Source organism: Sphingobium psychrophilum, from assembly GCF_012927105.1.
In the GTDB taxonomy this organism is placed as follows: domain Bacteria; phylum Pseudomonadota; class Alphaproteobacteria; order Sphingomonadales; family Sphingomonadaceae; genus Sphingobium; species Sphingobium psychrophilum.
Genome location: NZ_JABBFV010000002.1, coordinates 185,301 through 198,347, shown reverse-complemented (window position 1 = coordinate 198,347; position 13,047 = coordinate 185,301). Strand labels below are relative to the sequence as shown.

General features: G+C 64.2%; 13 protein-coding genes. 3 read left to right on the top strand and 10 right to left on the bottom strand.

The features are described 5' to 3' along the window. Positions 1-762: a glutathione S-transferase family protein gene (locus HHL08_RS04360; RefSeq protein WP_169571249.1), complete on the bottom strand. Its 762-nt coding sequence runs from the start codon at positions 760-762 to the stop codon at positions 1-3. 124 nt (positions 763-886) lie between these two features. On the opposite strand from HHL08_RS04360, the gene HHL08_RS04355 reads away from it, so the two are divergent. Next, positions 887-1,792, top strand: coding sequence for a LysR family transcriptional regulator (locus HHL08_RS04355; RefSeq protein ID WP_169571248.1), 906 nt, complete (start codon positions 887-889; stop codon positions 1,790-1,792). Positions 1,793-1,820: 28 nt separating this feature from the next. On the opposite strand, the gene cofC is transcribed toward HHL08_RS04355, so the two are convergent. The 4 genes from cofC to HHL08_RS04335 all read right to left on the bottom strand — a co-directional run bounded on the left by cofC (position 1,821) and on the right by HHL08_RS04335 (position 5,381). Beyond that, the gene (gene cofC, locus HHL08_RS04350; protein ID WP_169571247.1) at positions 1,821-2,408 is read right to left on the bottom strand and encodes a 2-phospho-L-lactate guanylyltransferase; all 588 of its coding nucleotides are present in this window, start codon (positions 2,406-2,408) and stop codon (positions 1,821-1,823) included. Next, positions 2,405-3,331, bottom strand: coding sequence for a 2-phospho-L-lactate transferase (cofD, locus tag HHL08_RS04345; protein WP_169571246.1), 927 nt, complete (start codon positions 3,329-3,331; stop codon positions 2,405-2,407). The genes cofC and cofD overlap by 4 nt, the downstream gene beginning before the upstream one ends. Further along, complete coding sequence (gene cofE, locus HHL08_RS04340) at positions 3,328-4,065, bottom strand: coenzyme F420-0:L-glutamate ligase (RefSeq protein WP_169571245.1); 738 nt, start codon at positions 4,063-4,065, stop codon at positions 3,328-3,330. Before cofE ends, cofD begins: the two co-directional genes overlap by 4 nt. Before the next feature lie 95 nt (positions 4,066-4,160). Next, entirely contained in the window at positions 4,161-5,381 is a 1,221-nt protein-coding gene (locus HHL08_RS04335; RefSeq protein WP_169571244.1) for a cytochrome P450, read from the bottom strand. A 119-nt stretch (positions 5,382-5,500) separates the two neighbouring features. Here HHL08_RS04335 and HHL08_RS04330 point away from each other — a divergent pair, with 119 nt between their 5' ends. Continuing rightward, positions 5,501-5,866, top strand: coding sequence for a nuclear transport factor 2 family protein (locus HHL08_RS04330; protein ID WP_169571243.1), 366 nt, complete (start codon positions 5,501-5,503; stop codon positions 5,864-5,866). A 22-nt stretch (positions 5,867-5,888) separates the two neighbouring features. Here the strand turns inward: HHL08_RS04330 and HHL08_RS04325 are convergent, their stop codons facing one another. The 3 genes from HHL08_RS04325 to HHL08_RS04315 form a co-directional block, all read right to left on the bottom strand. Further along, complete coding sequence (locus HHL08_RS04325) at positions 5,889-6,689, bottom strand: SDR family NAD(P)-dependent oxidoreductase (RefSeq protein ID WP_169571242.1); 801 nt, start codon at positions 6,687-6,689, stop codon at positions 5,889-5,891. 68 nt (positions 6,690-6,757) lie between these two features. Next, positions 6,758-9,148 carry a TonB-dependent receptor gene (locus HHL08_RS04320; RefSeq protein ID WP_169571241.1) on the bottom strand — a complete coding sequence of 797 codons (2,391 nt, stop codon included), beginning with the start codon at positions 9,146-9,148 and terminating at the stop codon, positions 6,758-6,760. A gap of 147 nt (positions 9,149-9,295) precedes the next feature. Then, positions 9,296-10,174, bottom strand: a complete 879-nt coding sequence (locus HHL08_RS04315) for a helix-turn-helix domain-containing protein (protein WP_169571240.1) — start codon at positions 10,172-10,174, stop codon at positions 9,296-9,298. A gap of 229 nt (positions 10,175-10,403) precedes the next feature. Between HHL08_RS04315 and HHL08_RS04310 the strand changes: the two genes are divergently transcribed. Then, entirely contained in the window at positions 10,404-11,708 is a 1,305-nt protein-coding gene (locus tag HHL08_RS04310; RefSeq protein WP_169571239.1) for an MFS transporter, read from the top strand. Between the two features lie 59 nt (positions 11,709-11,767). Here the strand turns inward: HHL08_RS04310 and HHL08_RS04305 are convergent, their stop codons facing one another. Beyond that, on the bottom strand, positions 11,768-12,163 hold the full coding sequence (locus HHL08_RS04305; protein WP_037479741.1) for a hypothetical protein: 396 nt from the start codon (positions 12,161-12,163) through the stop codon (positions 11,768-11,770). Then, positions 12,160-13,008, bottom strand: coding sequence for an NAD(P)-dependent oxidoreductase (locus tag HHL08_RS04300; protein WP_169571238.1), 849 nt, complete (start codon positions 13,006-13,008; stop codon positions 12,160-12,162). Before HHL08_RS04300 ends, HHL08_RS04305 begins: the two co-directional genes overlap by 4 nt. Positions 13,009-13,047: the final 39 nt, after the last annotated feature.

The following is a 13,047-nucleotide window of genomic DNA, read 5'->3' as shown; positions in this document are numbered from 1 at the left end:
CTAATGGACCTCGCCGGTAAAGGTGCGCAGCGCCGGGTTGGTGTGATCGGGCATGGCGAGCGCGTCCCCGACGGCAGGGCGATCAGCGATGCGATCGCGCCACGCCGCCAGCCGCGGATGCCGGGTGGTATCGGTGAGGTCGGGGAACATGCGCGCGGCATACATGCCGCAATGTGCGTAGAAATTGATGTCGGCCAGCGTGTAGCTATCACCCGCCAGCCAGGATGTTTCACCCAGTTGCGCCTCGACCTTGTCCAGCGCCACCGCCACCTTGCGCTTGGCGTTGGCGAGGTCCGCTTCGCTGAAGCCCGATCGCGCGGTTCTCCATTTCTCGCGCTGTTCATGGAGCGGAATACGTTCGACCATGCGATCGAAGTCGCCGCTTTCGATCCCGCGGGCCAACACACCCACGAAGCGGTGCCAGCCCCACATCGAGACAGAGTTCATCACATGTTCGTCAACGAACTTGTTCCAGTAGCGCATGCGCGCGACGCCCAGCGGATCGGCGGGGCGCAGCGCCGGCGCGTCGGGGAAGGCGTCTTCGAGATATTCGTTGATGACAGTAGTCTGCGTGATGATTTGCCCGTCATGGTCGAGCACGGGCACCTGACCTTCGGGATTGATCGCGACGAACCAGGCCTCATGCTGTTCGAACTTGTGCAAGTCGACATAGCTGCTTTCGAACGGCAGCGCTTTTTCGAAGAGGGGGATGAGGCATTTGAGCGAATTGGCGCCGGGTTCGGCATGATAGAGCGTCAGCACAGTCTCTCTCCAGACGCGCAGCCTGATGACCGCGTCGTTATTGGACAGTCTATACGCCGACCTGCTTGCCCGGTAGCAGGCTAAGCCCTATGACACCCTTAGGCTTCAGGCTATCGGTATCGGGATGATCGGTCTTACTTTTCGGCAATTGCAGGTCTTTGTCGAGGTGGTCGACCTTGGCAGCTTTCGCGCCTGTGCCGAGCGGCTGGCCATTACCCAGGTTTCGGTGTCCGGCCATGTTCGCGCCATGGAGCGGATGATCGGGCATAGCCTGTTCCAGCGCCGCCAGGGCGCAACGTCGCAACTGACCGAAAACGGGCATCGGCTCTATCGCTATGCCGTGCCGATGCTCGAACAGGCGCAGAATCTGATGCGGGAATTGGGGTCTGACGCGGCGGGGCGGAGCCGTCGGCGGCTGATCGTCACCGGGCCAGGCTATGTGACATTTCGTCTGGCGGAAGCGCTCGCCGAATTTGGCCAGCGCTATCCCCAATATCAGATCGAGATCGACCCCAATGACAGTCATCCCGCGGCCGAGGCCGTGATGCGGGGCGAGGCCGATATCGGCTTTCATATCGGATTGGAGGGCAGTCTGCCCCCGGCCTGCGAGATTTTCGGCAGGGAGGAGATCGCCTTCTATGTCGGGCGCGATCATCCTTTGGCGCGGCGCAGGAGCGTATCGGTTGCAGAGCTGTCCGCCTGCCCCCTGATACCCCTGCCGCGCAAGGATCGGTTGCGCGACGTCATCGATGCGGCGATGGCGCGGCTGGGCATAGCGGGCAATCCCGTCGCCTTGCAAACCGCCAATCCCCGGTTGGCCCGGCAGACGTTGTTCCAGGGCGAGGCGATGGCGTGTCTGTTCGCGCAGATGGCGCGGGAGGACGTGGAGGCCGGCAAGCTGGTGGCGCTTTCGCTGCCCGAACAGCTTCCGCTGGTTGAAGTCGGCATCGTTTTTTCAAAGCGACTTGCGGCGCGGCCGGTAGCGCATGCGTTGTTGGCATTGTCGCGAGAGGGGTGGATGGTCCGTTAGAGGGTCAGTCCCCACATGTGATCGCGCATCATTCGAAATGTTTCAAACTCTTGTCGATCGCAAACCGGGTCTGATATTCATCGAGATCGGAAGGCGTATCGACATCGAACCCCAGTCCCGGTCGCGCGATGATGGCGGCATCCGATCGTTGGTGTCGATGATGGGCCAGACTGTCTGGTCCGAACCCGAATTGGAAAGGGCGACTGTCCCAAAGCGCGACTGCGTTCGTGCCGTGCCCATGTCGGTCTGGCGCGAAAGCCGCGCCGGTGGATGTGGCGGCGGTCAAAAGACAGGCCATGTCGTCGGCGGTCAGGCGAGGCAGGTCGGCATGAACGATAACGACCGGCGATGCGCGCATATGGTCACGCGCCGCCGCCAGTTCTTCATTCAGTCCCCGCCCTTCATCCCGCACCCAATGGCAGGACCATTGCGGGACAGCGGCGGGCGCGAGCAGATGCACCGATGCGATGGACTGGACCTGGGACAAGCAGGTCATGACCGACTGCGCCATGGCGAAGGCCAGCGCCTGCCGTTCGGCCAGGTCGAGCGTCGCGCTCAACCGCGATTTGGTATCTGGCCCCTGTTTCCAGGGGACGATGGCCGCCCATTGCGTCACCCGCGCAATCCGGCGGCCAGGTCGATCGCGGCTTGCGCCACCCTCATTCTATCCGACAGCGTCGTCATCAATGTCGCGCAATGGGCAATGGCGATGTCCGGCGCGTCGCACCGATCGCCGCTGTCGATCAGCATGGCATCGATCAGCCCGGCATAGTGGTGCGCGATGCTGTCATTATCGACCGCCATGTTGAGGTCGCCCATCAGCTTCGCAGTCGGCCCCTTGACCGCTTTGCCGCCGATCAACGGCGATACCGCGACGATCGGGGCGGCGGTCTGTTCCAGCGCCGATCGCAGGGCGGGCACGGCCAGCAGGGGATCGACACTGAGGAAGGGATTGGATGGCGCGATGAGGATCATGTCGGCGGACAGGATCGCATCCACGACGCCGGGGGCCGGTTCCGCTTGCGCCGCGCCGTCGAACTGGACCGCCCGCACGGCGGGTTCGCAGCGCTGTTCGACGAAATAGCGCTGAAATTCCAGGCGGCCGCGATCGGTATCCAGCATCGTCGCGACCGGCTGATCGCTCATCGGCAGGATGCTGACGGGGATGTTCCATCGGGCGGCGAAGCGGGCCGTGACCTGCGACAGGCTTTCACCCTGCATCAGGGCATGGGTGCGCAGGACATGGAGCGCCATATCGCCATCGCCCAGGGCAAACCAGTCCGGCCCGCCCAGTTCGCGCAATGCCGCCATGAAGGCCCAGCTTTCGCCTTCGCGGCCCCAACCCTGCGCGGCATTGGCCTTGTCCGCCAGCGTGTAGAGCAAGGTGTCGATATCGGGCGAGACATGGAGGCCCAGATGCCGGAAATCGTCGCCGGTATTGACGATCGCGGTCAGTGCGCCTTGCGGCAGGATGTGCGAGAGGCCGAGGACAAGCTTGGCCCCGCCCACCCCGCCGGTCAGGACGACGACGCGCTTCATGCGAACAGATCCTCGTTCGACGGGCGGACCAGGTCCGCGGCGGGGCGCGACGCGCCCGCCACGGCGTAGCCGCGCAGCAGGGCGGCGGGAATACCCTCCGCCCCCTCCCCCGTGGCCAGGCAGGCGGCGGTTGCGATGATATCCCCAAGGGCGATCTGGGTGACTTCCAGCGTCCGGCCATCCCGGTCGATCTCGCCGCGCCGGTCGTCCAGCGCGGGCAGGCCCGCCGCCCCGATGGCGACCGCCACGACGCCCATGCGCCAGGGCCGCCCGAAACTGTCGGATATGATGACGGGCATGGCGAGTTGCCGGTGCAGCGACGCGGCGGTCGCATCCGGGTCGACCGGCAGGAGCAGCGCGCGATCGCCGGTCCCCGCGCCGATGTTCGAGCGGTCGATGCCCGCATTGGCCATGACATGGCCCAGCCGGTGCCGGGCGATCAGCACATGGGGCACGGCGCGGATGATGGCGCTCGATTCGTCGAGCACCAGTTGCACCAGCCGGGCATCCTTGCGGGTGATGTCCGCCAGCCTGATCGCTTCGTCGCCGGGCACGACATCGTCCAGGGCGACGAAGCGCCCCTGCGCCTTCGACACGATCTTTTGCGTCACGACCAATATGTCGTCGGGGCGGGTTTCGATGCCGCACCGATCCAGCGCGCCGCGCAGGATGTCCGCCAGATCGTCGCCCGGCTGGACCTCCCCAATCCCTGTCAGGGGGATGATTTCTATCATTGCGTTACGTCTTCTCCCGGCGGCATCGCCTGTCCTGCGATGCCGCCGCCCCCTGCGTCAACCCTGGCGGTCTGGACGGACGCTTTTGGCCGCGCTCAGCCCCATTGCAGGTGCAGGTCGGGGACGTGCAGAATGTTGCCGGCGAAATAGGGAATCTGGAACCCGTCCTTGACCCGGAATTCGGGCAGGGTGGTGACGAATTCCTCCACAGCGATCTGCAATTCCAGACGCGCCAGATGCATCCCCAGGCATTTGTGGATGCCGCTGCCCAGCGACATATGGGGCGCCTTGCGGTCGAAGCGAATCGCCTGCGGGTCTTCGTAAAAGGCCGGGTCGCGGCCGATGACGGGCGTGCTGAAGGCGACATAATCGCCCGGCATGATCGTCTGCCCCTGAATCTCGATCACCTTGGTCGCGATGCGGAAAGCGGTGACGGGGGCGAAGGCGCGCAGAAATTCCTCCACCGCCAGCACGATCAGCGACGGGTTGGCGCGCAGTTCATTCTGCTTGTCGGGATGGGTGGCGAGATAGGCGAAGATATTGCCCAGCAGCGACGTCACCGTGTCCAGCCCGCCAATATAGAGGTTGAAACAATGGCCCAGCACTTCGTCGTCATTCCACGGCCGCCCGTCGACCTCGAACGTCAGGATCTTGCTGATATAATCGTCGCGCGGTGCGACGCGGCGGGCCTCTATCTCCTCCATCAGATAGTTTTTGACGCAGCGCACGGCATTGCCGCGCACTTCCCAGTCATTGCTGTGGAGCAGTTCCTTTTCCCATTTCAGAAATTCGGCCATCCGATCCTGCGGCAGGCCGAGCAGGTCCAGCACGATGAAGACCGGGAATTTTTCGGAGAAGTCGGCGATGAAATCGCACGCGCCCTTGTCCTTGAACTCATCGATCAGGGTGCGGGCGCGTTCGCGCACCTGGTCCTTCATCGCAAACATCTTTTGCGGGGCGAAATGGCTGTTGAGCGCCTTGCGATAGGCGGTGTGGACTGGCGGATCGGCCTCGGTCGGGATCACCAGCCAGTTTTCGCCGATATTCTGCGCCCATTTGCCCATGCCGTTCTTGGTGAAATTATCGGCGTCGCGCAGCATCGCCTGCACGTCTTCGGCATTTTTGAGCAGCCAGCCGGGCTGGTCGCCGGGAAAGATGTTGGTGACATAGGTGACCGCCGGCAGGTCCGCATGCATTTGCGGGATCAGCACTTCATACGGATTGTCATAGGTCACCTTGCGCGCGAACAGCGGCAGGGCCATCGCCAGTTCGGGCGGCACATGGGCTGGCAGGGGCTTTTGCGCGAGTGCGGTCATGAGTATCTCCGAGGGATGAAAGGGCAAGGGTTCCCCTTGCCAAAGACAGGTGCGGCCAGCGCCGCCCGCCACATGATGGCGGCGACGCGGATCAACCGCGAGACAAGGAGGCGATGGATATGAGCGAGGCAGCTACGCTGGATCTGGAACAGGCGATCCGCGACAATTACCGGTTGTGGAATGAGGGCAAGCGCGAGGAGCTGGACCGGCTGTTCGCGGCGATGGGGCCGGACGGCTTCACCATCGAATATGTCGGCGCGCCGGCGATCGACGGTCCCACCGCGATGGCCGACATGTGGACGCAATATGGCGGCCAGTGCATCACTGAACCGGTCGAGGTGATCGTCAACGGTAGCGAAGGCGCGGCCTATGTCGCCAATCGGCTCCAGACCCCGGACGGCGTCGTGACGCTGCCCAGCCTGGAAACCTACAAGGTCGAGGAAGGGCGGCTGACCATCCGCTATTTCCACCGGGCCGCGCATTAAGGATCGGCAGGCGGCGGACATGTCAGTCCGCCGCCTGCATGAAGGCCAGCAGATCGGCATAATGGGGCTGATGGATCAGCCCGCCGCCGGAGATGGAGATATTTTCGCCGGTGATGTAGCGCGATTCGTCAGACGCGAGGAAGGCGACCAGCGCGGCGATATCGTCGGGCGTCCCAAATTCGGGGGTCAATATGTGCCGCTGGATGATTTCCTTGAGGCCCGGCACCGTTTTTTCCAGCGCTTCGGTCAGCACCACGCCCGGCGCGATGCTGTTGCAGCGGATATTCTGGCGCCCATGCTGGGTGGCGACATATTTGGTGAGGCCGATGATCGCGGCCTTGGACGACCCATAGGCGATGCGGGCCAGGTCGCCCGCGCTGCCCGAATTGGACGCAGTATTGATGATCGACCCGCCGCCGCCCGCGACCATGTGGGGAATCGCATATTTGCACCCCAGCAGATAGCCGGTCAGGTTGACGTCCAATATCTCGCGCCAGATGGCGATGGGAATGTCGACGGCGGTGGTGTCCTGCGGGCTTTTGGCCGGGTCGGTCATCGCCGCATTATTGTGCAAGATGTGCAGGCCACCGAAATGATCGACGCAGCGTTCGACCAGCGCCTTGACCGAGGCGGGATCGGCCGCGTCGAACTGGACCGCGAGCGCCTTGTCGCCGAGCGGCTGCGCGGCACGGATGGCCGCATCCTCGAACAGGTCGGCGATCACGACGCGCGCGCCTTCGGCAACGAAGCGCCGGGCCACGGCAGACCCGATGCCCCCGCCGCCGCCGGTGATGATCGCAACCCTGTTTTCCAACCGCATCATGCCAGTCTATTCTCCATATTCAGCGGTGGGGAGAAAGCCGATCGGCCTTCCCCCCAAGCCCCGTTCGGTCAGAATTTGAACGTCGTTTCCACGCCATAGGTGGCGGGTTGCCCGACATAAGCCACCGCGATCCCCAGCGTCCGGTAGAGGTCGGGGAAGCGACGCAGCAGATATTTCTTGTTGGTGATGTTGCGGCCGTACAGCGCGACTTCGACGTTGGGGTTGTCGAGCTTGAAGGCGATGCGGCCGTTGAAGATGCCATAGCCCGGCACCTTGCCCAGCGCGTTTTCGACATCATAGGCAGCCTTGGTCGCGGCCGAAGCCTGATCCGCCGCCTTGACCGCGTCGAAATGCTGCGACCCGACATAGGCATAGGCACCGGTCAGGGCCAGCGTGCCGCCGCCCACATCCAGCTTCTGCGTGGCGCTGATGTTGAGCTGCCGCTTGGGCAATTGCAGCAGCGGCAGGCCGCTTAAATCGACGACGCAGCCATTGACGACGCCGGCGGGGTTAGTGCAGCCGCTGCCCGCGATCACCTGCGTTTCGCTGAAACTGCCCTTGACATATTTGCCGTTCTGCAAGCTGCCATTGGCGCTGAAAGTCATCCCTTCCCACGGGATCACGGTGATTTCATTTTCGATGCCCCAGATGCGGACCTTGCCGTTATTCTGGATATATTGGGTGACGCCGATGCCGGGCACGAAGCTGTTGACGATCGCCTGATTGTCATCCTTCCAGGTGTGGAAGATCGCGGTGTTGAAGCGCACGCGCCGGTCGAACAGATCGACCTTCAGGCCCGCTTCGACATCCTTGACCTTTTCCGGCGAGAAGGCGGGAAGACCGCCGGCGCGCAGGTTCCAACCGCCGGCCTTCGCCGCGCCGCGGGTGGCGAGATAGAGGAAGATATTGTCGGCGGCCTGCCAGTCGACGCCCAGGTTCCAGGCGGGATAGTTGAACTTGGCGTTCTGGACCTGGTTGCAGGTCGTGGGGGTTACTGGTTCGGACGGCGTGACGGTGCAGTTGATGCCGGTGGGCGTGCCTGCGACCGCGACATCATAGGGGCGGCCCAGCACCTGCGCATTGTGCAGCACGCTGTTGCGCGTATCCCAGGTATAACGGAAGCCACCGACCGCGCGGATCGTAGGCGTGATCTCATAATAGGCCTGGGCGAACAGGCCGAACGTTTTGTTGGTGACGTCCGCGTTGGAATCGCGGATCAGCCCGCCGAAAATCTGCGAACGGCTAAATTCATAGCCGCTTTCCTTGCCGGCATAGGCGCCGGTGATGAAGCTCAAACTATCGGTGATGTCGCCCGATAGCTGGAGTTCTTGCGACACATAATAGGAGCCGGACCCGGCGAAAGTGCCCAGCAGCGGGACGGCAGTGCCGTCGGTGTCGCTGAGGCCATAGTTCATCGAGTGGCGATAGCCGGTGATCGATTTGAGGTTCAGGCCGCCCAGTTCGACATTGAGCGTGCCGGAAAAGCCATAGACTTCGAGCGTGTTGAACGGCTGTACGCCGTACAGCGCCTGCGCTTCGGGCGTCAGCGTGCCGATGCCCGCCGCGAGCGACGTGCCGGTCGCCATATTGTCCCACCAGTTCGCCTTCTTGAGCAAGCCTGCGGTTAGGCCGGGCTGGAAGGGGGCAGGGACGATAGCGGGGTTGAACGCCCAGAGCGCGGTCTGCTGGCCATGGTTGGACTGGCGGTTCCAGTCGCCCGACAGGGTGAAATCCCAGCCTTCGCCATCATATTTCAGCTTGCCGCGCAGGAATTTCGACCTGTTGTCGGCGAAATCGCGATTGTTGAGCGGGTTGGTGCCATAGCCTTCACGTTCGTTGATCGCGCCGCTCATGCGGATCGCCAGACCCTGCGCCAGGGGCACGTTGATGCTCGCCGACACGCCCAGATTGTCGTAATTGCCATATTCGGCCTTGAACGCGCCGCTCAGCTGATCGTCGGGGTCGCTGGTTATGATGTTGATCGCGCCGCCGGTGGTGTTGCGGCCGAACAGCGTGCCCTGTGGCCCGCGCAGCACTTCCAGGCGCTGGATGTCCTGAAGGTCGGTCATGCCGGTGGAGGGGCGCGGAATATAGATGCCGTCGATATAGGTGGCGACGGCGGGGTCATTGGCCAGGATCGGCTGAAGATTGCCCTGGCCGCGAATGGCGACGAAGACGATGCCGTCGCCGCCGGCCGAGCCACGGCCGATCACCAGTCCCGGTGCGGTGCGTTGCAGATCGACGACATTTTCGACCTTGGCCGTGGCCAGCGCTTCGGGGCTGAGCGCGGTGACGGCGATCGGCGTGGTCTGAAGGCTTTCCTCGGTACGGCGGGCGGTGACGACGATGTCCTGAATGCCTTCCGCGCCGGACTGCGGCTGTTGCGCATAAGCAGGCTGCGCCATGGCGGCGATCAGCGCGCCTGTGGCGATGGTTCCCAGAGTGACGGCCTTGGTCATAAATCCTCCCAGTTTATTTTTATATTGGTGCCTGGTTCGGCACGTCATTGCGGGGCGATCTTAACGGAGCGGTGATGGCCCCTAAAGAGAGCGCCCCCTGATTGACTGTGTTGCGACAGGTTTTGGCCGCTGTCCGATAGTTTGCCGTCAATGAAGCTGGATCGGCAGGACACGATATTCCTTGGGCGTCTGGCCGGTCGCCGCGCGGAAGGCCGCGGAAAAGGCCGATGTGCTGCTGAACCCGCAGCGCCAGCTGACTTCCTTGATCCGGGCGGTGTCGCCGCGCAGCAATTCCTTGGCCAGGGCGATGCGGCTGGTCGCGACAAATTCGCCCAGGCTGACGCCGGTGCCATCCTTGAACACGCGCGCAACGTGCCGCACGCTCATGTTGCAGCCGCGCGCGATGTCCGCGACGCCCAGCGCGCCGGACAGATTGTCCATCACATAATCAACGATATGGCGCACCTGCCGCCCGCAGCGTGTCATCCCGCCGCCAAGATCCTGCGGCCCCAAATGGCGAACGAGTTCGACCGCCAGGCCCATCATCATGGACTGGATCATCGTCTGGCTGGCGAAGCCGGGAGTGCGCAGTTCGGCCGCCAGCCCTTCGAACATGCGGCGCATGGCGATATTCTGGACGTCGGCGCACGGCTCCATCGCCTGGAGCGGGCGTTCGCCGTCGAACAGTTCGTCCAGAAACATGTCGCCCAGCACGACGCAGACCAGATGGCGTTCCTGCAAGGCGGGTTCGCCGACATAGTGGCGGTGCGGCGGCATGTAGAGGATATCGCCCGCCGCCGCGCGCCGGTTCGGCCCGCCCATGCTGACGATGCTGCGACGCGGCTGGCTGTCGAGCGAATAGTCGAGATAATGTTTTTCCGGGCTGAAGACGCCGGTGGACGGCAACACCCAGTTGAAGTGGCGCACGTCGACCCGCGCGTCGCACATGGTCGCCTGCGCCTCTATGTAGAAGTCGTTTACCCCGAACCTTTCCTGGCCGGTCCAATCGCTCTCCGGTCGAAACATCCTGTCCTCCGCCCGTTTCTATTTTTGGGTATGCGCCTGCATAGCCTGACAGACGCCGCCTGGCACTATCTTCGGGTAGGTATTCGCGTGGCCTTATCGCGACAGTATCTGGCCGAGTGGCGGCATAGCCCGGCGATGGTGCGTGCGCGCCCGGCGGCTAGGCTGCGCCATCCCAATAATCGGAGAGGCCCAGCATGTATCATCCCCCCGTGGCTAGACGGTCCGCGCCATGAGAGCGCCCGGCGATGTCCGCCCCGATGCCCGCCCAGATACAGGTCGCTACCCCTGGTATGTGCTGGGGATATTGACGCTGGCGCAGACCTGCCACGGCATCGATCGCGCCGTCATCGGCCTGGTGCTGGCGCCGGTGGGGCGGGAATTCGCGCTGTCGGACGGGCAGTTGGGGATATTGGCGGGCTTTGCCTATGGCATCTTCTTCGCGCTGGCCGCCCTGCCCTTCGGCATTGCGGTCGATAGCTGGAACCGGCGCAACCTGATGGCCGCCGCGCTGACATTGTGGAGCGGCGCGACCGCGCTGTGCGGGCTGGCGACGGGCTTCTGGACGCTGGTGATAGGCCGGGCGGCGGTGGGCACGGCGGAGGCGGGCGGCTCCCCCACCGGCATGTCGTTGCTGAGCGATTATTTCGGCGAGGATCGGCGCGCGACCGCGATCGGCATCTGGTATCTGAGTTCGGGCATTGGCCTCGCCATCGCCTTCCTGGTGGGCGGCGCGATCGTCCAGAGCGCGGGCTGGCGCTGGGCCTTCGTCGCGGCGGGGGTGCCGGGACTGCTGCTGGCCCCGATCCTGTTGCTGACGGTGCGCGAACCGCGGCGCGGCGGGCTGGACGGGGTGGCTAAGCCGCAGCAAGGCGAGCGCGCTGGTTTGACCCAGCGTATCGCCCTGCTCGCGGCGCGGCCGGGGCTGCTCTACTGCATCGGCGCGATCGTGCTGATCGCGGCGGGGATTTACGGGATGAGCACATGGCTCACAACCTTCCTGATCCGCGTCCATGCCATGCCGATCGGCCGGGCGGGGATGATCATCGCCATCGCCTATGGCGGGCTGGGGTCGCTGGGCGGTTTCCTGGCGGGCTGGGTGATCGATGCGATCAATCGGCGGCGCGGCGGGTTCGACCCTGCGCGGACCGCATTGTTCGGGGCGATCATCCCGCTGCTGACCGCCATCACCGGGATCGGCACGATGCTGGTCCACGACCTGCAACCGATGCTGGTGCTGCTGATGGCCTGCGGCTTCCTGAGCGCATCCTATAACGGGCCGATCTATGCCGTGATCGTCACGATCGCGGGGCCGCGCCTGCGCGGTCTGGCGGTGTCGATGGTGCAATTGGGCGCGAACCTGATCGGCGTGGGGGCCGGCACCTATCTGATCGGTGCGGTCAGCGATTATGTGGGCGGCAATGAGGGCATCGCCTGGGGCATCGGCATCGCGATGCTGTTCACCTTTGCCGGCGGGTTGATGCTGTTGATGGCGTCGCGCGCGATCCGGCGGGCGCAGGTGCCGGACGTGGCATGAAAAAGGGGCGGCCCGGTCGATGATGACCGGGCCGCCCCTCTTGCTTCAGGATCGTTCGTTCATTCCGCGGCGGCGGCGCGTTCCTTGCGGCGGGCCTTGGCCGCTTCTATTCCCCGGAACACGGCGGTCGTATTGCCAGCACCGGCGTAGAAGAGGAGGAACAGGGGCAGGAAATCCAGTTCCTCGTCGGTAAATTCATCGTTGGTCAGCGCGCCATTCATCTGGATTTCGACCAGGTCTGGCCGCCCCAGCATGGCTGTCGCCCCCAACACCAGCAGGCGTTTTTCGCGCATCGAGAAGATGTCGCTACCCCACAGATTAGCAAATTGATTGCCGACGATTTCCTGGTTGAAGGACGAGTCGCGGAACGGCAGCGTCATCGCCGACGTGCCCGGCCCGTAGACCTTGTCGAAAACCTCCAGACCCTTTTGCCACTGGGCTTCGTCGATGCTCATGCCTTCTCTCCCATCACATCAGCCAGGCCGACGACGGCCTGGTCCGTCCGGCGCGCCAGTTCGACCAGCGGCAGCGTAATGCCGTAGCTGCGCGCAAGATCGATCGCGGCGTCCAGATCCTTTATCATCAGCGCGCGGGTATATTCGCGGATCGCCGCCTCCTGGTCGCTCGATGCCGGATCGTCGCGTATAGCCAGCATCAACGGGCCGCCCACGCTGTCGGAGCTTGCCTCGATCACCTCGCTCAACTGGCGCACGTCGACACCGGCGTTGCGACACAGAACCGCCGCCTCATAACCCGCGCGCAGGCCGCCGAACACGATGACGTTGCGCGCGATCTTCGCCGCCATGCCAGCGCCGGGGCCGCCCATATGCGCGACCAGCTTGGCAAAGCCGTCCAGCACGGGGCGCACCCGCGCGACGCCCTCGTCCGAGCCGCCGACTAGACAGACCAGACCGTTTTCGCGCGACTTGGGACCGCCGGTCACGCCGCTGTCGATCAGGTCGACGCCCGCCGCGTCGGTCAGCGCGCGGATTTCGTTCAGATCTTCGATCGATACGGTGGCGACCAGCACGATGCTCATGCCCGGTCGCGCCTGCGACAGCACGCCGTCAGGTCCGGACAGGACGTCCACGGTCTGCTTGGCATTGACCACGGCGATGATGACGACATCGGCCTGCCGCGCCAGTTCGGCCGGGCTGGCCACCACTGGCGGCACGCCGTCCAATGTATCGGCCGCGTCCGGGCGGACATCATAGACCGCCGCCAGTTGGCCGCTGCGCGCGAGGCAGATGGCCACCCCCGCTCCGATCTGCCCCAATCCAATTACGCCTGCGATTCCCATCCTCAACATCCTTTCCGCCGCCTGTTCGCGGTCCTGTGG

Excerpts from the sequence above, each read along its gene's own strand:
- HHL08_RS04355 (WP_169571248.1), top strand. The coding sequence starts at position 887 with ATGATCGGTCTTACTTTTCGGCAATTGCAGGTCTTTGTCGAGGTGGTC.
- cofD (WP_169571246.1), bottom strand. The coding sequence starts at position 3,331 with ATGAAGCGCGTCGTCGTCCTGACCGGCGGGGTGGGCGGGGCCAAGCTT.
- cofE (WP_169571245.1), bottom strand. The coding sequence starts at position 4,065 with ATGATAGAAATCATCCCCCTGACAGGGATTGGGGAGGTCCAGCCGGGC.
- HHL08_RS04335 (WP_169571244.1), bottom strand. The coding sequence starts at position 5,381 with ATGACCGCACTCGCGCAAAAGCCCCTGCCAGCCCATGTGCCGCCCGAA.
- HHL08_RS04330 (WP_169571243.1), top strand. The coding sequence starts at position 5,501 with ATGAGCGAGGCAGCTACGCTGGATCTGGAACAGGCGATCCGCGACAAT.
- HHL08_RS04325 (WP_169571242.1), bottom strand. The coding sequence starts at position 6,689 with ATGATGCGGTTGGAAAACAGGGTTGCGATCATCACCGGCGGCGGCGGG.
- HHL08_RS04320 (WP_169571241.1), bottom strand. The coding sequence starts at position 9,148 with ATGACCAAGGCCGTCACTCTGGGAACCATCGCCACAGGCGCGCTGATC.
- HHL08_RS04315 (WP_169571240.1), bottom strand. The coding sequence starts at position 10,174 with ATGTTTCGACCGGAGAGCGATTGGACCGGCCAGGAAAGGTTCGGGGTA.
- HHL08_RS04310 (WP_169571239.1), top strand. The coding sequence starts at position 10,404 with ATGAGAGCGCCCGGCGATGTCCGCCCCGATGCCCGCCCAGATACAGGT.
- HHL08_RS04305 (WP_037479741.1), bottom strand. The coding sequence starts at position 12,163 with ATGAGCATCGACGAAGCCCAGTGGCAAAAGGGTCTGGAGGTTTTCGAC.
- HHL08_RS04300 (WP_169571238.1), bottom strand. The coding sequence starts at position 13,008 with ATGGGAATCGCAGGCGTAATTGGATTGGGGCAGATCGGAGCGGGGGTG.